We start from the raw sequence: 19,157 nt of genomic DNA, 5'->3' as shown, positions 1-19,157 counted from the left end.
AATACCTTCTTACAATGTATCAGCTTCAACTTCCTTTCGGTGAGGCCGTAAAGCGCGCACTCACTGTGAACTACTGCAATTTCAAAGGTCGTGCGTCACGGTCTGAATACTGGTGGTTCATGCTTTTCATTTTCATCGCGATGATTGCTGTCTCCGTCATTTTCTGCTGGAGCGAAACACTCTCTTCCATCGCTCTCGGAATAGTCTATCTCGGCATACTGCTTCCCGCACTCGGCCTGTCGGTAAGACGCATGCACGACATCGGCCGTTCGGGCTGGTGGCTCCTCATTAACTTCATTCCTCTGGTGGGCGGTATCATCTACCTCGTGTTCACCGTCAAGGAAAGCGAACCCGTGCCCAACAAGTGGGGTGATGTTCCCAACATCGTCAAGCAGTAATACACACCCCTTTCCACACTCTGCTTTATCAACTTGATGACAAACGGATCTTTTGACAGCCAACGGATTGAAAAGCCTGAAATATGCAACCTCCTGCTCCGCATAAGCAGGGATGAGATCCATGTGGCAATCTACTCTATAGTCGAGGACAATTCGCTGATCTACCGGCGGATTGTCCTCGATCCTAATGCGTCTTCGAGGCTCCAGGCAATCGAAAGCGTCATCTATGACAACCCTATACTTCTGAGCGACTTCAGGCAGGTGACATGCGTCATAGAGACTGAAGAGCTGACCGTGGTTCCGTCGGAATGCAGTTCCGAATCAGACCGGCAGCTGCTTTTCAACGCCGCCTTCCCTAATTCATCCCTCGTAATGGAGGCCGATGAAACCGGAACCCGAAACGCGACCATACTCATGGGGCTGGAGACTGACCTGCGCGGATTTCTCAACCGCACATTCCACCGCATCAGAATCATGAGCCACCTTGGAGCCCTCAGCCGCTATTTCGCCTCGAAGGGGGCGCAGGGCAACAATCTGAAGATGGTGGTGAATGCCCGTCAGAAGTCACTCGATGTCATTGTGCTCGATGGCCACCGGCTGCTGATGGCCAACACTTTCCGGGCCGATACGCCCGACAACGCAGCTTATTATATTCTTGCCTGCCGTCAGCGGCTCGGTCTCGACCCGCACTCCGACGAGCTGCTGCTTGCCGGTGACCAGACTGTCCGCGAAGCAATCACCCCGATACTGCGCACCTACATTTCCCGCGTCATGCCCGTGATATTCCCTCCGCAGATGTTCAAGGCGGGCCGAGACGCCATGATTGCACCTTTTGATCTTATTGTAACTCCCATATGCGAATAATACGAGGAAAATACGGACGCCGCCGCTTCAACGTCCCGACCAATATCACCGCGCGGCCTACCACTGACTTTGCCCGCGAGAACATTTTCAACGTGATCGAAAACATGGTCGACATCGAAGGCCTGCGCTGCCTCGACCTCTTTGCCGGAACCGGCGCTGTCAGCTTCGAACTGCTATCACGCGGGGCTGCCTCTGTCACATCGGTCGAGAAATCAGCCACCCAGGCCCGCTTCATCGAAAAAGTAAAGCAGGAGCTCGGCGACCGCAATCTGCATCTTCTGCGCACCGATGCGCTGCGCTTCATCCGCGACTCGTCGACGGCCTTTGACTTCGTGTTTGCCGATCCCCCCTACGATCTTGACGGCTTTGGCGATATTCCTTCAATGGTGCTTGGCTCACACCTGCTCCACCCCGGCAGTATCTTCATCATAGAGCACTCCAAAAAGTACGATTTTTCCTCACTTCCACACTTTACCGAACACCGCGCCTACGGATCTGTCAACTTCTCTATTTTCGAAATCCCGGAAGAGTCCGAGGCCGCAACCTTCGATGACACTCCTGCCGAATAGCCTCCTGACAGCACAATCCGGAGCTACTATCCAAAGCAGACATCCAAAACGTAAAAAAGCGACACAGTTTTCAGCCTTGATCCGGCAAATGAAAATTGTGTCGCTTCTATTTCTACTACCTGTGTGCCACCTTTACAGCACATTGGCAAATATCGTCACTTGAAATTATAGGTGATGGTGCCGGTCTGTGATACCGGAGCATCATTATCGACCGAGAACTGCGACATTTTCGCAGCATTTATGCAGCTCTGACGAGTCGACTGGCTTGCTGCCGCTGCTCCTGTACCTGACGAATATGACGCCGAGGTCACCTTGCCCTGACGGTTGACAGTCACACGGACAGTTATAGTGCCGAGCGGTCCGGCCGGAGGTGTGTGCCAGTCGGCCAGCGAACGACCTTTCAGATTGAAACCGGGGCTTCCGCTCACGGCTCCTACCGTTGCATTACCGTCAGCACTTCCTGCCTTTCCTGATCCATTGCCGCCGGTGCTCTTCTGGCCGAACTGCACCTTGCTGGCTATAGCCTGACGGGCTTCCTGCTCACGCTTGGCCCGTTCGGCAGCCTCGATCTCGGCCTTAGTCGGACCGGTCTTCTCCGGAGCCGGCTTCTTCTCGACCTTGGCCGGCGACGGACGCTCGCTGCTCACCACCGGGGCCGGCTGGGCCGGTTCGCCAGAATTGACAAGCGCCTCTGCCTCCGGGGCAGGAGCTTCCTGAGCCTCTGCTTCAGCCGGGGCGGGTTCATTTGTGCTGGCAGCCATCTCCTGACGGTCACCTACCATCACATATTCTCCGCCAAACAGCACCTCGGAAGAATCAACCGGAGGCCACACGCGCTCGTTTGACTCGGATCCGGAATAGCGGAGACAGAGTGTGAGCAACACAACCGCCACCGCGGCATGAAACAGCACCGTGGCAAGTAGAGCTATCAGCTGATTTCGGCGTGAACGCCCTGAATCGTCAGTGGACATCTGTGTTTATTGATTGTGGGGGATTGAGTGTGGAGACTATTTGGAATATTGATCACCTGGCCTGCTGCGCCGACGGGCGGGCCGATGCAGGGGCGGGCTTGGTGGCAAGCACCATTTTCAGATTGTTCTGCGCACCGAGATCAAGCACCCTGACAAGCGCACCATAGGTGACCTCCTCATCGGCATAGACCGCTATGTAGTTGTCACCACCGTCAGCGGCATTGGCTGACATGGACTGGAGAAAGCCGAGAAGCGTGTTCTCATCCATCGCCACCGGCTCAGACTGGTCGGCCGTGGCATAGATGACTCCCTCCTTGTCTATATAGACGCGAGTGGACGGTTTCAGAGCCGTCTGTTTGGAACTTTCCGGTAGATTGACCTCAAGAGCGGTCGGGAACACGAATGTGGAAGTCACCATAAAGAAGATGAGCAGCAGGAAGATAACGTCGGTCATCGACGCCATCGAGAAAGCCGCCATCATGGTGTTTTGACGTTTAAGAGCCATAAGCTTAAAGTTTTTTTATGCGGGCTCGTTGAGAAGGTCCATGAACTCCATAGTGCGGGCCTCAAGGGCATTCATCACCTTGTTGATACGCGCCACCAGATAGTTGTAGGCAAACAGCGCTATAATACCCACTATCAGACCGGCTACCGTGGTCACGAGAGCGGCGTAGATACCGTCGGCGAGCACAGCGATGTTGGCGCTGCTCCCGGCCGAAGCGAGATTATAGAATGCGTTGACCATGCCGATCACCGTTCCGAGGAAGCCGATCATCGGACCTCCGGCAGCCGTTGTGGCAAGCCAGGCCAGACCTTTTTCCAAGGCTGCGATCTCGATATTGCCCGTGTTCTCTATGGTAACGAGCACATCGTTCATCGGGCGGCCTATGCGGCTGATACCTTTGCCGATCAGACGTGCATAAGGTGTGTCGGTCTTCTGGCAGAGACGGCGGGCGCTCTCAATCTCTCCCTCATGGATGTATTCACGGATGCGCTCCATGAACGAGCTGTCTTCTTTCTGCGCACGTCTGATCACGAGACAACGCTCGATGAAGATATAGACACACACAATCGAAAGCACGGCAAGCGGGATCATGATCCAGCCGCCACGCATGGTCAGATCCCACACGGAGAGTTCCTGTACCATATCTGCAGCCTGGGCCTGTGCCGCTTCATTATAACTCATGGCAGCAGTGGCTACCGTATCTACGAATTCTTGTTGAAACATATTGGGAGATGATTGTTTGGGGATTTTAACTTTTAAAATGTGGGGACAGGCCAGAACTGTGATAGTCCGCGTCAGCCTTTCAGACAGTCCTTGTAGCGGCGGATTGTCTCTTCAAGTCCAAGATAGAGAGCGTCACAGATCAGGGCATGGCCTATCGAGACCTCGCTCAGCCGCGGTATGTGGCGATGGAAAAACTCAAGGTTGACAAGGCTCAGATCATGGCCGGCATTGACTCCGAGTCCGGCTGAAAACGCTGCCTGGGCGGCCTCAACGAAGGGTGCCACCGCAGCCTCCGGATCTTTCGGATAGAGATCGGCATAAGGCTTGGTGTAGAGCTCCACACGGTCAGCGCCGGTGCGGGCGGCAAGCTGAATATTATCAGTTTCAGTGCCTACGAAGATCGAAGAACGGATTCCGGCCTCCCGCAGGCGGTCGACCACGGAAGTCAGAAAGTCCATATTGGCACCCACGTTCCATCCGGCGCTTGACGTGAGAGCATCAGGAGCGTCAGGCACCAGAGTCACCTGCTCCGGCTTCACTTTCAGCACCAGATCAATGAATTCCGGCGAAGGGTAGCCTTCGATATTGAACTCAGTCTTCACCAGCGGGCGCAGACGGTAGACATCGTCACGACGTATGTGGCGCTCGTCAGGGCGCGGATGCACAGTAATACCGTCGGCGCCGAAAGCCTCGCAGTCGGCGGCTACTTTCAGCAGATCGGGCACATTCTCTCCGCGCGCATTGCGCAAAGTGGCGATCTTGTTGATATTTACACTGAGATTTGTCATTTTTTAATAGCTCTGTAATCTTTTTGTCGGTCCGGGCAGTTCATTATATAGATGATTATTTGTAATTTTGTGGCTCATTCCGACCGATTTTGCCCGCAAAATTAGTCAGAAAAACTAAAAAATAGAAATATTTTGCTCCGAAAAGACAGCACATCCGTCCAAAACCTCGCCTTTGCAGCAGGCGCAGAGGCCACTCTTGAGCGACTTTTCCCGAAAATGGAAGAGAGCAGCACTCTGGTGCTCACCTGCCGCCGCGGTGACTACAGCGCATCAAGAATAGCCCGTGCGGTCGAGGATGCCGACGCACATCTGCTTAATCTCAACGTCACTGCCGACAGCGAGCGCAGCGACAGCCGCATAGTGGCCGAGCTCCGCATCAGCCACCGCGATCCTGAGGCCGCCGCACGGTCGCTCGAACGCTATGGTTTTGAAATCATAGGCCTTGAAGGCTCGGCCTATGCCGACGACGACTCGCTTATGCGCAGCCGCTATGACGAGCTGATGCGCTATCTCCAGATCTGACATTCAACCATCATTCCCCATCCACATTTCAAGCCTATGAAAGTCGCCGTTTTCGGCAAACGCCGCCAAAGCTCCGAAGATATCCCCACATCCTCGCTCTGCTGAAAGCTCTCGAAGATGAAAACGCCTTCATCTGCATCGACCGCCATTTCTTCGAAGCCATGTCGCGGGCAACCGGCAACCCGCTTCCAGCCGACGATGTTTTTGAAAATGACGATTTCTCTGCCGACTTCTGTCTGAGCATCGGAGGCGACGGCACTTTTCTGCGCACCGCCCGTCGTGTGGCCACCAAAGAAATACCGATACTCGGTTTCAACACCGGCCATCTCGGTTTCCTTGCCGAGCACTCTATTTCCGAAGGTCCCGAAATGGTCCGCAGACTCGCCGCCGGCGAGTACACCGTCGAATCACGCTCTCTGCTTGAAGGCAAAGGCATAGGCGAAGGCATGAAAGCCGGAGTCTCAGGCTGGGGGTTCGCACTCAACGAGATAGCCATCCTGCGCCAGGACACAGCCTCGATGATCACCGTCAACACCCGCCTCGACGGCATGCCTGTAGCATCTTATCAGGGTGACGGACTCATAGTTTCAACCCCTACCGGATCCACGGCCTACAACCTGTCAGTCGGAGGGCCTATCGTACAGCCCACCGCCCCCTGCTGGGTGCTCTCACCCATCGCCCCTCACTCGCTGACCATGCGCCCGCTTGTGGTGGCCGACAGCCACATTATAGATATAGAGGTGGAGTCAAGAACCGACACCTACCGCGTCACCCTCGACGGTCGGTCGCTCATCCTGCCGATCGACGTGAAACTCCGTCTGCGCCGAGCGCCATTCGTGACGAAGATCATCCACACTCCTGACCACAATTTCATTGACACCCTGCGCACCAAACTCCTCTGGGGCATTTCAAAGCGCGATTGAAATGCAGTGAAAGGCCGAAAGCCAATTTTGTCCATCAAGCCCAGTAACCATGCCCGACTTGGCAACTTTCAGAATATCACACCCCACCCTCGGTGAAATCAAAGTGATCAAGCGCACCGGATCAGGCAAGCTCTCAGCACGCTGGATCAACGGCAGACTACGTGTCAACATACCGGCCTATGCCACCGAAAATGAGATAGTCAGAGCCATCGAGCAGCACAAGGCAGACTTTGAAGCGATCCGCCCCAAGCCCCGCTATGCGGTAGGACAGACAATCGGCTGCCACAACTTTACCGCCACCATAGCCCGCGGGAATCCCGGACAGACAACCCCCGCCATAAACCTTGCAGCAGGTGCATCGGCATCAGATCTGCGCTTCATCATAACCCTGCCTGACGGCAGAAATCCCGAAGAGCCGGAGCTGCAGCAGGCCATCTCACGCTGCCTGCACACAGCCGCACGGCATCTCGCGCCCCACATTCTTCTGCCTGAAGCCCGTCGGCTGGCCGAGCGCTTCGGACTGAGAGTAGACAAATGGGAAATAGCCCACGGCAAATCCACGCTCGGCACCTGTTTCCCTACACAAAGGCGCATCCGCCTGTCATACCTCTGCGTCTTTCTTGATCCGGAACTCCGCAACTACATCATCTGCCACGAACTCGCCCATCTGACCGAACCGGGCCACACTCCAGCCTTCCACCGCCTCTGCGACAGTTACTGCAACGGCCGTGAAACCGTATTGCTCAGACGTTTGCGCTCGTTCAGCTGGCCTGTTGACCGCTGAAATTAAGGAAGGCCAACACAAAATCTGTTAATTTTGGTTAATAAATTGGGGGGTAATTTTTTTACTTATATTTGTCTCCGAATTCCGACAGTCGGTTTTCGCTTCCCTTTCCGGGACATTGCATAAAGGAAATACCACCGATGCAATGATTTAAATGTAGAGAGATATTGAAATAAGGATTTTGATTTTAATTTTTTAGAAAGCACCCCGTTTTTCTGCGCCGGGGCACTGAAATCTGACGTGCACACACATTGAAAGAAACCTACAATCCTAAAAAGTGTGCCTTAAATCATCACCATCCCCCCTTATTTTATCGCTCCCCGCATCAGACCGCGAACGAGACGGCGTCTTTCCTGACTTCCGGAACTCACCCCGTAGAACAAATTTTAGAGATTTATCATATTACTTAATTTTCAAAACAATTCGTGCATGAAGAACATTTGTTTTCAAATGACTCGGAAAGCGTGGTTAGTAGCCTTTATGGTACTCTGCGCCGCTTTCCCCGCTTTAGCGCAGACAATTACGGTCAAAGGTTCCGTAGTTGACAAAGAGGGAGAGCCTCTGATCGGCGCAAGTGTAGTGGTCAAGGGCTAAACCCTCGGAACAGCCACTGACTTTGACGGACTTTTCACCATCAGCGCCCCCTCAGACGGCACCCTCGTGGTATCTTACGTGGGCTACGAAACCCAGGAAGTCCCCGTCAACGGACGCACTGAAATCAACATCACATTAGCTGACAACTCAGTTCTCCTCGGCGAAGTCGTAGCTATCGGCTACGGTGTTGTCAAGAAAAGTGACGCCACCGGATCGGTTGCCACAATCAAACCCTCGGAAATCGAAGCCGGCCTCGCCACTTCAGCCCAAGACCTTCTGGTAGGCGCATCTCCCGGTGTGGTTGTCACCACTTCAGGCAACCCCTCCGAAGGCGGCAACATCCAGATCCGCGGCGGAGCCTCGCTCGCAGCATCAAATGCACCTCTCATTGTAATCGACGGTGTGCCTATGGACACCAAAGGCATCACCGGTTCATCCAACCCCCTCGCACTCGTATCGCCTGAAAACGTGGAGTCGATGACCATCCTCAAAGACGCATCGGCAACAGCCATCTACGGTAGCCGCGCCTCAAACGGTGTCATCATCATCACCACCAAGACCGGCTCAAAAGGCAAGCCGCAGATCAACTTCACCATGAACGGCTATGTCAACACCACACGCAAATATCTCGACATGATGAGCGCAAGCCAGTTCAGCAACTTCATAGCCGATGAGTACGGAGTAGAATCAGCTCAGTACGGACAGATCCGCGACTATGACACCGACTGGCAGAAAGCCCTCACTCGCACCACATTCTCTTCTGACTACAGCCTCAGCGTAGGCGGCACTGCCAAATGGCTCCCTTACCGTGTGGCCGTTTCCTACACCGACAACAACGGTATCGTCAAGAACACCGACATGGACCGCGTGTCAGCGTCAATCAACCTCACTCCCAAGTTCTTCAACGACCTTCTCTCTGTCAACGCCAACCTCAAAGGCGCATACATCACCAACACCTACGGAGCCAACACCCTCCGTGCGGCAGCAGCCATGAACCCCACACTGCCCATCAAGGACCCTGACGGATCTCCCCTCTTCGGCTACTGGACCTCATTTGTCAACGGCGGTGTGCTCGCAGGCCCCGATGACGCAGGCGAGACAATCAACTCCACCGATGCTCCGCTCAACCCGATAGCCGACAACCAGGGCGCCATCTCAAAAGGCAAGGCCTATCAGTCTGTCGGCAACCTCCAGCTCGACTTCAGGATGCCCTTCCTCACCGACCTCCGCGCCAACCTCAACCTCGGCTACGACTATCAGCACGGTGAAAACTACAACAACCCCTTTGTGAACACCCCTAAAGCCTGGAACGACGGCTACTCAGTGCGTGAAGACGGCTCAACACGCATAATCAAGGACGGCGGCGTTTCACGCACCTATGAATTCCAGACCCGCACCAACCTGCTTCTTGACTTCTACCTCAACTACAACCACAACTTCAAGGACATCAGCTCGACCCTCGACGTGACCGCAGGTTACTCATGGCAGAAGTTTCACAACAAATACCGCAAATACAGCCGCGTATATGAGGTTGTAGACCCTGAAAACGAAAAATACCTCGGCAACCAGGCCAACCCGACCGAAATCAGCATACACCCGCATCAGCTCGTTTCGTTCTTCGGCCGTGTCAACTTCACATTCCTCGACAAATATCTCGTGACAGCCACCGTGCGTCAGGACGGAACCTCACGCTTCTCCAAAGACCACCGCTGGGGCACCTTCCCCTCCGTGGCCCTCGGCTGGAAGATTCTTGAAGAAAGCTTCATGGAACCGGCCCGCGGCTACATGAACGAACTCAAGCTCCGCGCAGGCTACGGCGTGACCGGCCAGCAGGATCTCGGTGACGACTACTTCCCCTATCTCCCCGTCTACAACCAGTGGACCGGCAGCGGCTCAGTCTATCCCTCAATCACAGGCAACCCCGAAACAGGCTCCTATCCTCTCTATCCCTCGGCCTACAACACTGAGATCAAATGGGAAGAGACCCACACCTGGAACGCAGGCGTTGACTTCGCATTCCTCAACAACCGCATCCTCGGTAGCCTCGACTACTACAAGCGTAAGACCAAAGACCTTCTCACCAAGTCGCCCTATCCCGCCGGATCAAACATCTCCAACGCCGGCAATATGAACCTCGGCGACCTTGAGAACACCGGTATCGAATTCAACATCACAGCCCGCCCCGTGGTGACCAAGGATTTCCGCTGGACATCATCATTCAACGTGGCATGGAACAAAAACAAGATCACCCGTCTCGCCGACGGTGCCGACACCGTGGTCGATGATTCAGGCATCTCGCTCGGCAAAGGCAACAAGATCCAGAAACACCAGGTAGGCCACCCCGCGTTCAGCTTCTACGTCTACGAACAGGTCTATGACGCCGACGGCAATCCCCTTGAAGGAGTCTACGTTGACCAGAACGGCGACGGCGAAATCAACGCCTCTGACAAGATCCTCTACCACAGCAGAGACCCAAAAGTAACAATGAACTGGTCAAACACCTTCAACTACAAGAACTGGGACTTCGGCATCACTCTCCGCTCAAGCCTCGGCAACTGGGTCTACAACGACGCCCAGGCAACCACTTCCGTGAAAGAGATCAACAACACCCTGCCTCTCGCCAATCTCAACAACACCTCTTATCTGTTCGAAAAGACCACCAACGAACTCGCCTGCAGCAGCTACTTTGTGCAGAACGCATCGTTCCTCCGCTGTGACAACATCACTCTCGGCTACACCTGGGACAATCTCCTCAACAACAATCTCCGCCTCCGTCTCTACGGTGCATGCCAGAACCCGTTCGTGATCACCAAATACAAAGGCCTTGACCCGGAAATCTTCTCAGGTATCGACAACAATGTCTACCCCCACCCCGTGACCTTCTCTTTTGGTATCGTGGCTTCATTCTAAACAGTTCATCACCCATATAAAGAAGAATCATCATGACATTTTCAAAATATATACTTTTCGGTGCCATCGCCCTCTCTGCGCCTGCTTTCACAGCCTGCGTCGGCGACCTTGATGTAGAACCGGAAAACCCCACAACAAAAACCGAGATCACAAGCGCCGACGATCTCTACAACGAACTTGCCGGCGTCTACGGAGGTCTGGTTTTCGAAGGCGGCATCACCGTTGACGACGGCGGCGCCGGCGTCTACACCCGCCAGCTCTGGAACCTCCAGGAACTCTGCACCGACGAAACACTCATCGGCTCGAACTGGGGCGATGCAGGTCTCAGCGAGCTCATTTACTCTACATGGTCGACTGACAACCACTGGCTCTATGAATGCTTCTCGCGTTTCAACTACCAGATCTCCATCTCCAACCAGTTCCTGCGCGACCTCAAAAAACACGCAGGCCTGCTCCCCGAATCAGGCAACCTCTCTGCCGAAGTGCTCGGAGCGGAAGCCCGCACAATCCGCGCCCTTTCATATTACCACATGATCGACATCTTCGGAAGAGGCCCCTGGTCTACTGAAAACTCACAGGTAGGCATCACTCCTCCCACCTATGACAGCAAGGAGCTTTTTGAAGCCGTGGTGGAAGATCTCAAAGATGCCATCCCAAGCCTCGTACCCGCCTCTCAGCAGATCTACGGACGCCTCTCGCGCGAGGCCGGCTATATGCTGCTCGCCAAGCTCTACCTCAACGCCGAAGTCTACACCGGCGAAGCCCGCTGGCAGGACTGCGCCAACGCCTGCAACGAGATCCGCAAGACAATCGACAATCTCGCTCCTACTTACAAATATCTCTTCTGTGCCACTAATGACAAATATGTAGGCAACGGCGAGATCATATGGGGCATTCCTCAGGATGCAACCAGCCTCACAACCTACGGCGGCACCACCTACCTCTCAGGAGGCAGCTACCGTGGCGACTCCGATCTGCTCAAGACTCTCGGCGTGTCGGTGTCAGGATGGGCCGGACCGCGTGTGCGCGAAGAACTCGCCAAGGCATTTGCCGACGGTGACGACCGCTGTCTGATGTACGAGGGCGACTACACTGCCGAAATCAAAGACCTCGGCGACCAGAATCAGGGCTACATGTGCGTCAAGTATGTCTACACCCCTGAAACCGACTACAAGAACGAAGCCCAGGATGAGCCCTACTGCAACACCGTGTTCAACCCCACCGACTATCCCCTCTTCCGTCTGGCCGACGTATATCTCATGCTTGCCGAATGCGAACTCCACAACGCCACCGGCTGCAACGGTCTTGAAATGATGAACCGCGTTCGCCGTCGCGCCAATCTGGGTGATGTCAGCTCACTCACTGCCGAAAACATCCTTAAGGAACGTATGTGTGAGCTCTACTGGGAAGGCCATCGCCGTTCCGACCTCATCCGCTTCGGCAAATTCGCCGGCTCTGACTACGTATGGTCATGGAAAGGCGGCACTCCCGACGGCTCCAACACCCAGGCCTACCGCAACCGCTATTGCATCCCCACACAGTTCATCTCAACCCTCGGACAGAACCCCGGCTACTAATCTCATAATACGATTCTATCAATGAAAAAGTTATATATTTTAGCATCACTTGCAGTAGCCGCTGCCTCCCTCACTTCTTGTGAGGCTGACAAGGAGCCGGTCTACGTAGCACCCGCCGAAAAGGTATTCAGCCTTTCAACTCCGGCAGAAGACGACAACATTGTCCTCGCCCCCGGGCAGGTTGTAGAACTTACAGCCGTGGCTCCTGACTACGGAATCCCAGTTGTTACCACCTACTCTGTAGACCTCACCCTCGCCGACGAATTCATCGAAGCCAACGAGGAAACCGGCACAGAGGCCAACTACATCACACTCACCCCCAAGCAGCCCACCAAGACTGCAATCGAACTTGATGACAAGGACGTGACAACCGCCATCTGCCAGCTTCTCGGCATCAATACTTTCAATGAATTTGAAGATGCTGACGTTCAGCCGCAGAAAGTGACTGTACGCGCGAATGCCCGCATTCCATCGATCGCATCGAGCAACTGCGTGTCAAACAATGTGGTTCTCCCCTCCGTGACTCCCTACAATCCCTTCCCGCAGGTTCCCGGCTATTGCTATCTTGTAGGTACCAACACCGATTGGGCTACACCGGACAATGCCAATGCTACAACCTATGAAAAATGGAGCATCGAAGAAACCGGCGTAGGCACAAATATCTATATCGGCTCGCTCAATGTTCCTGCCGGCGAACAGTACTTCCGTTTCTACACCGAACTCACAGGCTGGGATGGTGTCTGCCTCGGCACTCCATCCGGTGGCAACGAACTGATTGAGTTTACCGATGAGGAAACCTCTCTTGAAGTTGCCTATACCCAGGGATGCTTCATGACTGACGCCGCTTGGGAAGGTGGCTATGTAACCTTTACCATCGACCTTACAGACAAAGAGAACCCTAAGGTTTATGCAAAGAAAGGCGAGTATCTCAAAGAGACATATGTCTATCTGATCGGAACCCCCAGCAACTGGGCCGAACCGTCAGCCACGAATGAAAAAGCCCTTGAAGCATGGCGTCTTGTCGACAGAGGTGGCACAGGCATCTACAAAGCTACTTTCGATATCCCTGAAAGTGAGGTCTACTTCCGCATCTATCCGGGACTCAACGGCTGGGGTGCCACCCCTTATGCAGCAGCTGCCGGAAACGCCAATGTCAGCATGACTCTCGGCTCTGCCATCCAGTATGTGGAAGGCGAAGGCTGCTGGACATTCAACTGGAAAGGCGGCAAACTGACCTTTGTCCTTGACACGGTCGAGGGCACAATGACAGTCTCCGTTCCGGAAGAATAACAGAACGTTAAAAAACGGCCCCTAAGTGGCCACCGGCCACACCCACTGACAACGCACCCTTATTTCAATCTCAGCGCCACCCGGCCTGATTCCCGATTCAGGGAACAGGCCGGGTGGCCATATTTTTGAATTTTTCGTATCTTTGCCTGAAACGAACCCACAAAACATCATTCCCCAGCACCATGAAACTCAGATTCGGGACCACCGTATGCTCAATGCTCACCGCCATCGTATCCGGTCTGCCAATACAAGCCGAAGAATTCATCATCCGCACCGACCATCCGGGAGCCGAAATACAACCGACAATGTACGGACTCTTCTTCGAAGACATCAACTATGCCGCTGACGGCGGCCTCTACGCCGAAATGGTCAAAAACCGCTCTTTCGAATTTCCTCAGAACCTTATGGGCTGGGAAAGTTTCGGAGCAGTCGCCCTGCTTGACGACGGACCCTTTGACCGCAATCCACACTACGTCAGACTTTCCGCCGCTCCTCACAAAGACAAGGCTACAGGGCTGACCAACGAAGGCGGCTACATTGTAAAGATTGCCAACACCTCTGACAGCCCGCAGGAGATCACCCTGAATTTTCAGAAACTGAGAAAAGGCCGCTCTCTGGCCGACGGACGTATCATCACCCTCTCCGCCCCCCTCCGCTCCGACGGCACTCCGGACCTTGACTGCGACAACACTCTGGAGAATCCAGACCGCATTATCCCAGTGGAATCCATTCTTCCGGCAAGCGGAAACACCGCCACTTTAACTCTTCCGGCCAAGACATTCGCCGTCTGCCGCATCCCCATAGCCGGATAAACCCCGGCACTCAGAAATGACACCGGACCGGATTTCCATCATTGGAAATCCGGTCCGGAATTTTTAGAGGCTGTTTTATATTTTGAGGCTGTTAAAAAAGCAACCTCTTATTGATGCGTCAACAGTTTACTTCAGAGGCTTGAGCACTCCACTGTTGATTTTGAGGTTTGAGAAACGCACATTGGCAGTCTGGCCGTTGAGCATGAAAGCTCCGTCGGTCACACCTTCGAACACAGAGTTCTTGACCTCTACATTGTAGACATTGCAGATATCATCGAAACCGTCGATGCGCACACCATATTTGCTCTTGCGGCAGTTCACGTTGTCAAGGAAGACATTGCGCACGGTCGGGTTGAAGTCACGCTGGCAGATCTCGCGCGGCTCGTAGACAAGGTTGATCTTCAGCACGGCTTCCTTGCACTGGCCCACTTCCACGTTGCGCACATAGATGTTCTCGATCACACCGCCGCGGCAGTTGTTGGTCTTGATGCGGATCACACGGTCGAGTTCAGGGCTATCCATCTCGCAGTCTTCCACAAAAAGGTTGCGGAAACCGCCTGAGATCTCGCTGCCAACAACCACACCGCCGTGGCCGTTTTTCATCTTGCAGTTGCGCACAATGATATTTTCTGACGGAATGTTTGCAGTACGGCCGTCGCGGTTACGTCCGCTCTTGATAGCGATGCAGTCATCACCGGTGTCGAAATAGCAGCGTTCGATCAGCACGTTCTTGCATGACTCCGGGTCACAGCCGTCACCGTTGGGGCCATCATTCTGAATATGCACGCCACGCACCGTAAGGTTCTCACACAGCAGCGGATGGATCACCCAGAACGGAGAGCGCAGCAGAGTGACATCCTCGATCAGCACATTCTTGCACTTGACCGGATTGACGAGCTGCACACGCATGCCGTAGCCGTCGCCCATGCGGCGTTCCTCCACAGGCACACCCTTTTCGTTCCACTCCATGAGAAGCGGACGTCCGATGCGCTGCGAGATGATGCCTTTGCCGTCTTCCCAGCCGTAGCTCTTCGCGCCACACATGCGCCACCAGTTCTCGATCTCGGCACCGCCGTCGATTGTGCCCTTGCCTGTGATAGCAATGTTTTCCTGCTCGTAGGCATAGATCATAGGCTGATAATTGTAGCAGTCCATGCCCTCCCAGCGAGTGCGCACCAGAGGATACTCCTTCAGATCGGAAGTGAACAGCAGAGTGGCACCCTCTTCAAGATGGAGGTTGACATTGCTCTTGAGAGTGATAGGGCCTGTAAGCCAGGTTCCGGCAGGAATCACCACTCGGCCACCGCCTTCACGCGAACAGCGGTCTATCACCTTGTTGATAAGCTGAGTGTAGAGATAGCCCTGGGTCTTTGACTTTTTGCCATATTTGAAAAGAGGATAATCTTTCTCACGGAAAGTAGGAGCCTTGATCGATTTCTCTATTTCGGGATACAGTTCGGCCCATGCCTTGGCCGCTTCGTCAGGGGTCTTGCCCTTTTTCTGCGCTTCTGCAGGCATGCCGACAAATGCCAGCGCCAATGCCAGCGCCATCAAAGTTTTCTTCATGGTTATATACATTATTTGTAAATTAAAAAATTTAGCAGACTGAAATGTGATTTTCCCTGCAAAGTTACTCAGAAATGCCCACAATACAAAATCTGTGTCTTTTTTAGTCTATCTTGCAGATATTTAGAAAAAAATTTAGAAAAAAATCCTGCTGTCAAACTCCCGGTCAAACTTGGGATATTGGTAATATTGATGTTCTGGGCATTGATTGCTGTCAATGACGAAAATGCAATTATCAGAGATGTGATATATCTGTTCATAATCTGACCGTTATTGTTATTGAGTTGTTTTCACTATGCAAATCTTGTCTTCTTTGTCAGAATGGCTGATTATTGTTATCTTTGCCGAAAACAGATCTCAGTCATAAAAATTCACGAAGCATCTCCTGCTTCAAAAACACTTCCGCGGTACTTCTAAAGAATATCGCCTGCAACTGAATAAAAACATCTGACAATGATGATGAAGCACATTATATTAATCATAACCACAGTCTTATGTTGTCTCGGCCTGTCGGCACAGACCGATTCCGTTTTCTACATTCAGGGCTCTGTAGGGCGTCTCGCCACACATCTGCAACTGCCACAGATAGAGACAGCCCAAAAATTGCCGATAGTCATACTTTGTCATGGTTTTATGGGCTGCATGGACGGAGAATTGTTTGATGACATCTCATCCGACCTTGTGGCAAAAGGCATCGGGGTAGTCAGATTTGATTTCAACGGCCACGGCAAAAGCGACGGCGAATTCCGGAATATGACCGTGCCAAATGAAATCGAAGACGCAAAAACGGTGATAAAATGGGTCCGGACTCAGAATTTTGCAAAAAACATCTCATTGCTCGGACACTCTCAAGGCGGAGTAGTGGCGGCAATGACCGCCGGAGAACTTGGCGACATAGAAATCAGGTCACTTGTGCTGATGGCCCCTGCTGCCGTATTGCGCGATGACGCACTGCGCGGAAACACTATGGGAGCCATGTATGATCCGTGGAATATTCCGGAATACATAACAATGCCAAATGGACTGAAACTTGGCCGCGACTACATTGCAGCCGCCCGCGAACTACCCATTTATGAGATTGCAAGCCGCTACACCGGCCCTACGTTCATCATACACGGTAAAGCCGACCGGATAGTGCCATACACATATGGAGAGCGATTCCGTCACGACCTTGAAAACGCCTCTATCCGGCTCATTGACGGCGAAGACCACAGCTTTACAGGCAACACAGCCCAAGCAGCCTCACTTGCATCTGATTGGCTTTACTCCGAGATATGTCTTGACCCGAACCGGCAGTGATCTACTCGTGAGTATTAGAGGTTGTTTAATAACAAATGTGAAGCCGGAGTGGATGTATTTTTGAGCTAACCTATTCCTAATCTTCAGTCACCATGCTGTAGCATGGTGACTGAAGATTAGGAACAGGGGAGCCAATAGGACCAGTCTACAAAACCAGCTTGCTGAACGTACAGCTGAATGTGCTTGAACATGCTTTCAAACGTGCTTTCAATGCCCACAATACAAAATCTATGCCATTTTTAGTCTATCTTGCAGATATTTAGAAAAAAATGCTTACCTTTGCAGCCTGAAACGAAAAACAACATAGTAATTTTTAAGAATGGACAAAACACCTGCCATACCACAGGTCGATCTCCTCTTCGAAGTTAGCTGGGAGGTATGCAACAAGATTGGCGGCATCTACACCGTCTTGTCCACGAAGGCCAAGACTCTTCAGAAACAATTCAAAGACAAAACCATCTTCATCGGTCCTGACGTATGGACCACGGACACACCTTCTCCCTGGTTTTCAGAATGCAAAATCACCGGACTTTCCGACTGGGCACTCAACGCCAAACTTCCTGAAGGAGTGAGCGTAAGAGTAGGCCGTTGGGAAATTCCCGGACGACCGATCGCTGTACTTGTAAAATTCGATGGCATGTATGCCGTAAAAGACGAATTTTACGGCGAAATGTGGAAGCGCTTCGGCGTCGATTCGCTTCATGCCTATGGCGATTATGACGAAGGCTGCGCTTTCGCCCATGCATCCGGAGTAGTCATCGAATCTATAATAAAATCAGGCTTCGGCCAGCCGGTACAGCCCGTCGGAAAGCGCGGACGCAAGAAACAGACCCGCATAGTGGCCCATTTCGACGAATGGACCACCGGCATGGGGCTTCTGTATGTGCGCTGGAAACTTCCGAAAGTCGGCACCGTTTTCACAACCCACGCCACAAGCATCGGCCGCAGCATCTGCGGCAACAACAAGCCTCTCTACGACTATCTTGACGGCTATAACGGCGACCAGATGGCCCGCGAGCTGAACATGGAGGCCAAACATTCGCTCGAAAAGGCAGCGGCCCATGCCGCAGACTCGTTCACTACCGTAAGCGAGATCACTGCCCGAGAATGCGAGCAGTTGCTTGAACGCCGTCCTGACGTGGTCACTCCCAACGGTTTTGAAAAGAACTTCGTGCCGGCTGCCGCTAAACTGCCGGCTGCCAGCAAAGCTGCCCGCGACAAAATGCTGTCTGTAGCTTCGGCCCTTACCGGCAAAAAGATTGACCCGAACTCATTTATAGTCATCACCAGCGGCCGTTGCGAATACCGCAACAAAGGTCTCGACCTCTTCCTTGACGTCTGCGACGAACTGAAGCGCTGCAAGCCTGCCCGCAATATCATAGCATTCGTAATGGTGCCCGCATGGCCCAAAGAAGCCCGCGCGGACCTCGCCGAAAGACTCGCAACTCTTGAAAAAGCTCCGCTGGCCAACGATGAAGCCCCGCTTAATGACCCTGTGATCACCCACTGGCTCAACAATCCGGAATCAGACGCAGTCAACAGCCGCATGCACCAGCTGGGATTCACAGAGATCGATCCGCGTGTCGAAGTCATCTACGTCCCCTGCTATCTCAACGGCACCGACGGCATATTCAACATGAGCTATTACGACCTCCTGCCCGGCGCTGACGCCACTGTGTTCCCCTCATATTATGAACCCTGGGGCTACACACCGCTTGAAAGCGTGGCATTCGGAGTCCCTACCGTGACAACCTCTCTTTCAGGCTTCGGCCAGTGGGTTCTTGAAAGTTTCGAAAACTATTTCGACGAATGCGGCGTCAATGTCATAGGCCGCGGCGACTCGAACTATCGCTCCGTAGTCGAAAACATAGCCCACTCTCTTGAATATCTGACAGAAGCCGGCGAAAAAGAGACAAAGAAAATCCACAAGGCCGCAATGAACACTGCGTCTGAAGCAGCCTGGTCGAAATTTATACGCTATTACGACACAGCCTATCAGCAGGCCATCGAAAAAGCTTCACGTCGTAAGCTTTCAGATGCTGACTGACAGACCTGGCAAAAA

16 protein-coding genes and 2 pseudogenes are annotated in these 19,157 nt (G+C 53.2%); 13 read left to right on the top strand and 5 right to left on the bottom strand.

Annotated elements, in window-relative coordinates; genetic code table 11:
- The first annotated feature begins 14 nt into the window (after positions 1-14).
- Genes E7745_RS05935 through E7745_RS05925 form a run of 3 tightly spaced genes read left to right on the top strand, consistent with a single transcriptional unit; the run spans position 15 to position 1,831 of the window.
- Complete coding sequence (locus tag E7745_RS05935) at positions 15-398, top strand: DUF805 domain-containing protein (RefSeq protein ID WP_107032286.1); 384 nt, start codon at positions 15-17, stop codon at positions 396-398.
- A 36-nt stretch (positions 399-434) separates the two neighbouring features.
- Positions 435-1,262, top strand: coding sequence for a DUF3822 family protein (locus E7745_RS05930; RefSeq protein ID WP_107032285.1), 828 nt, complete (start codon positions 435-437; stop codon positions 1,260-1,262).
- Positions 1,253-1,831: an RsmD family RNA methyltransferase gene (locus E7745_RS05925; protein WP_136408473.1), complete on the top strand. Its 579-nt coding sequence runs from the start codon at positions 1,253-1,255 to the stop codon at positions 1,829-1,831. The genes E7745_RS05930 and E7745_RS05925 overlap by 10 nt, the downstream gene beginning before the upstream one ends.
- A gap of 155 nt (positions 1,832-1,986) precedes the next feature.
- Here E7745_RS05925 and E7745_RS05920 read toward each other — a convergent pair whose 3' ends face one another.
- The 4 genes from E7745_RS05920 to E7745_RS05905 all read right to left on the bottom strand — a co-directional run bounded on the left by E7745_RS05920 (position 1,987) and on the right by E7745_RS05905 (position 4,818).
- On the bottom strand, positions 1,987-2,802 hold the full coding sequence (locus E7745_RS05920) for a hypothetical protein (protein WP_123399880.1): 816 nt from the start codon (positions 2,800-2,802) through the stop codon (positions 1,987-1,989).
- Positions 2,803-2,854: 52 nt separating this feature from the next.
- Positions 2,855-3,307, bottom strand: coding sequence for a biopolymer transporter ExbD (locus E7745_RS05915; protein ID WP_107032282.1), 453 nt, complete (start codon positions 3,305-3,307; stop codon positions 2,855-2,857).
- A 15-nt stretch (positions 3,308-3,322) separates the two neighbouring features.
- On the bottom strand, positions 3,323-3,988 hold the full coding sequence (locus E7745_RS05910) for a MotA/TolQ/ExbB proton channel family protein (protein ID WP_240740394.1): 666 nt from the start codon (positions 3,986-3,988) through the stop codon (positions 3,323-3,325).
- A gap of 113 nt (positions 3,989-4,101) precedes the next feature.
- The gene (locus E7745_RS05905; RefSeq protein WP_123399876.1) at positions 4,102-4,818 is read right to left on the bottom strand and encodes a pyridoxine 5'-phosphate synthase; all 717 of its coding nucleotides are present in this window, start codon (positions 4,816-4,818) and stop codon (positions 4,102-4,104) included.
- Positions 4,819-4,950: 132 nt separating this feature from the next.
- On the opposite strand from E7745_RS05905, the gene E7745_RS05900 reads away from it, so the two are divergent.
- From E7745_RS05900 to E7745_RS05870, 8 genes and pseudogenes are all read left to right on the top strand, one after another.
- Entirely contained in the window at positions 4,951-5,340 is a 390-nt protein-coding gene (locus E7745_RS05900; RefSeq protein WP_107032279.1) for a hypothetical protein, read from the top strand.
- Positions 5,337-6,263 (top strand): NAD kinase, encoded by a 927-nt coding sequence (locus E7745_RS05895; RefSeq protein ID WP_136408472.1) that lies wholly within the window; start codon positions 5,337-5,339, stop codon positions 6,261-6,263. Before E7745_RS05900 ends, E7745_RS05895 begins: the two co-directional genes overlap by 4 nt.
- Before the next feature lie 49 nt (positions 6,264-6,312).
- On the top strand, positions 6,313-7,047 hold the full coding sequence (locus tag E7745_RS05890) for a YgjP-like metallopeptidase domain-containing protein (RefSeq protein ID WP_123399874.1): 735 nt from the start codon (positions 6,313-6,315) through the stop codon (positions 7,045-7,047).
- Positions 7,048-7,497: 450 nt separating this feature from the next.
- Positions 7,498-7,641 (top strand): carboxypeptidase-like regulatory domain-containing protein, encoded by a 144-nt coding sequence (locus E7745_RS15030; RefSeq protein ID WP_240740379.1) that lies wholly within the window; start codon positions 7,498-7,500, stop codon positions 7,639-7,641.
- A 12-nt stretch (positions 7,642-7,653) separates the two neighbouring features.
- A pseudogene (locus tag E7745_RS05885) lies at positions 7,654-10,551 on the top strand (SusC/RagA family TonB-linked outer membrane protein); the annotation flags it as partial.
- A gap of 32 nt (positions 10,552-10,583) precedes the next feature.
- Positions 10,584-12,128: a RagB/SusD family nutrient uptake outer membrane protein gene (locus E7745_RS05880; protein WP_107032275.1), complete on the top strand. Its 1,545-nt coding sequence runs from the start codon at positions 10,584-10,586 to the stop codon at positions 12,126-12,128.
- A gap of 21 nt (positions 12,129-12,149) precedes the next feature.
- Entirely contained in the window at positions 12,150-13,418 is a 1,269-nt protein-coding gene (locus E7745_RS05875; protein WP_124075558.1) for a SusE domain-containing protein, read from the top strand.
- A gap of 215 nt (positions 13,419-13,633) precedes the next feature.
- Positions 13,634-13,948, top strand: a pseudogene (locus E7745_RS05870) (alpha-L-arabinofuranosidase); the annotation flags it as partial.
- A gap of 408 nt (positions 13,949-14,356) precedes the next feature.
- Here the strand turns inward: E7745_RS05870 and E7745_RS05865 are convergent.
- Entirely contained in the window at positions 14,357-15,796 is a 1,440-nt protein-coding gene (locus E7745_RS05865) for a glycoside hydrolase family 28 protein (protein WP_136408471.1), read from the bottom strand.
- A gap of 453 nt (positions 15,797-16,249) precedes the next feature.
- Here E7745_RS05865 and E7745_RS05860 point away from each other — a divergent pair, with 453 nt between their 5' ends.
- Together E7745_RS05860 and E7745_RS05855 are read left to right on the top strand one after the other, a co-directional pair.
- Positions 16,250-17,095, top strand: coding sequence for an alpha/beta hydrolase (locus tag E7745_RS05860; protein ID WP_240740377.1), 846 nt, complete (start codon positions 16,250-16,252; stop codon positions 17,093-17,095).
- 319 nt (positions 17,096-17,414) lie between these two features.
- The gene (locus E7745_RS05855) at positions 17,415-19,142 is read left to right on the top strand and encodes a glycosyltransferase (RefSeq protein WP_123399516.1); all 1,728 of its coding nucleotides are present in this window, start codon (positions 17,415-17,417) and stop codon (positions 19,140-19,142) included.
- Positions 19,143-19,157: the final 15 nt, after the last annotated feature.

Source organism: Duncaniella sp. C9 (assembly GCF_004803935.1).
Lineage (GTDB): Bacteria > Bacteroidota > Bacteroidia > Bacteroidales > Muribaculaceae > Duncaniella > Duncaniella muris.
This window is presented reverse-complemented; position numbering and strand designations above follow the sequence as displayed.

What these genes read in the sequence shown, in the direction of transcription:
- E7745_RS05925 (WP_136408473.1), top strand. Translation starts at nt 1,253, where the DNA reads ATGCGAATAATACGAGGAAAATACGGACGCCGCCGCTTCAACGTCCCG.
- E7745_RS05915 (WP_107032282.1), bottom strand. Translation starts at nt 3,307, where the DNA reads ATGGCTCTTAAACGTCAAAACACCATGATGGCGGCTTTCTCGATGGCG.
- E7745_RS05890 (WP_123399874.1), top strand. Translation starts at nt 6,313, where the DNA reads ATGCCCGACTTGGCAACTTTCAGAATATCACACCCCACCCTCGGTGAA.
- E7745_RS05880 (WP_107032275.1), top strand. Translation starts at nt 10,584, where the DNA reads ATGACATTTTCAAAATATATACTTTTCGGTGCCATCGCCCTCTCTGCG.
- E7745_RS05935 (WP_107032286.1), top strand. Translation starts at nt 15, where the DNA reads ATGTATCAGCTTCAACTTCCTTTCGGTGAGGCCGTAAAGCGCGCACTC.
- E7745_RS05865 (WP_136408471.1), bottom strand. Translation starts at nt 15,796, where the DNA reads ATGAAGAAAACTTTGATGGCGCTGGCATTGGCGCTGGCATTTGTCGGC.
- E7745_RS05930 (WP_107032285.1), top strand. Translation starts at nt 435, where the DNA reads ATGACAAACGGATCTTTTGACAGCCAACGGATTGAAAAGCCTGAAATA.
- E7745_RS05910 (WP_240740394.1), bottom strand. Translation starts at nt 3,988, where the DNA reads ATGAGTTATAATGAAGCGGCACAGGCCCAGGCTGCAGATATGGTACAG.
- E7745_RS05905 (WP_123399876.1), bottom strand. Translation starts at nt 4,818, where the DNA reads ATGACAAATCTCAGTGTAAATATCAACAAGATCGCCACTTTGCGCAAT.
- E7745_RS05875 (WP_124075558.1), top strand. Translation starts at nt 12,150, where the DNA reads ATGAAAAAGTTATATATTTTAGCATCACTTGCAGTAGCCGCTGCCTCC.
- E7745_RS15030 (WP_240740379.1), top strand. Translation starts at nt 7,498, where the DNA reads ATGACTCGGAAAGCGTGGTTAGTAGCCTTTATGGTACTCTGCGCCGCT.
- E7745_RS05860 (WP_240740377.1), top strand. Translation starts at nt 16,250, where the DNA reads ATGATGATGAAGCACATTATATTAATCATAACCACAGTCTTATGTTGT.
- E7745_RS05920 (WP_123399880.1), bottom strand. Translation starts at nt 2,802, where the DNA reads ATGTCCACTGACGATTCAGGGCGTTCACGCCGAAATCAGCTGATAGCT.
- E7745_RS05855 (WP_123399516.1), top strand. Translation starts at nt 17,415, where the DNA reads ATGGACAAAACACCTGCCATACCACAGGTCGATCTCCTCTTCGAAGTT.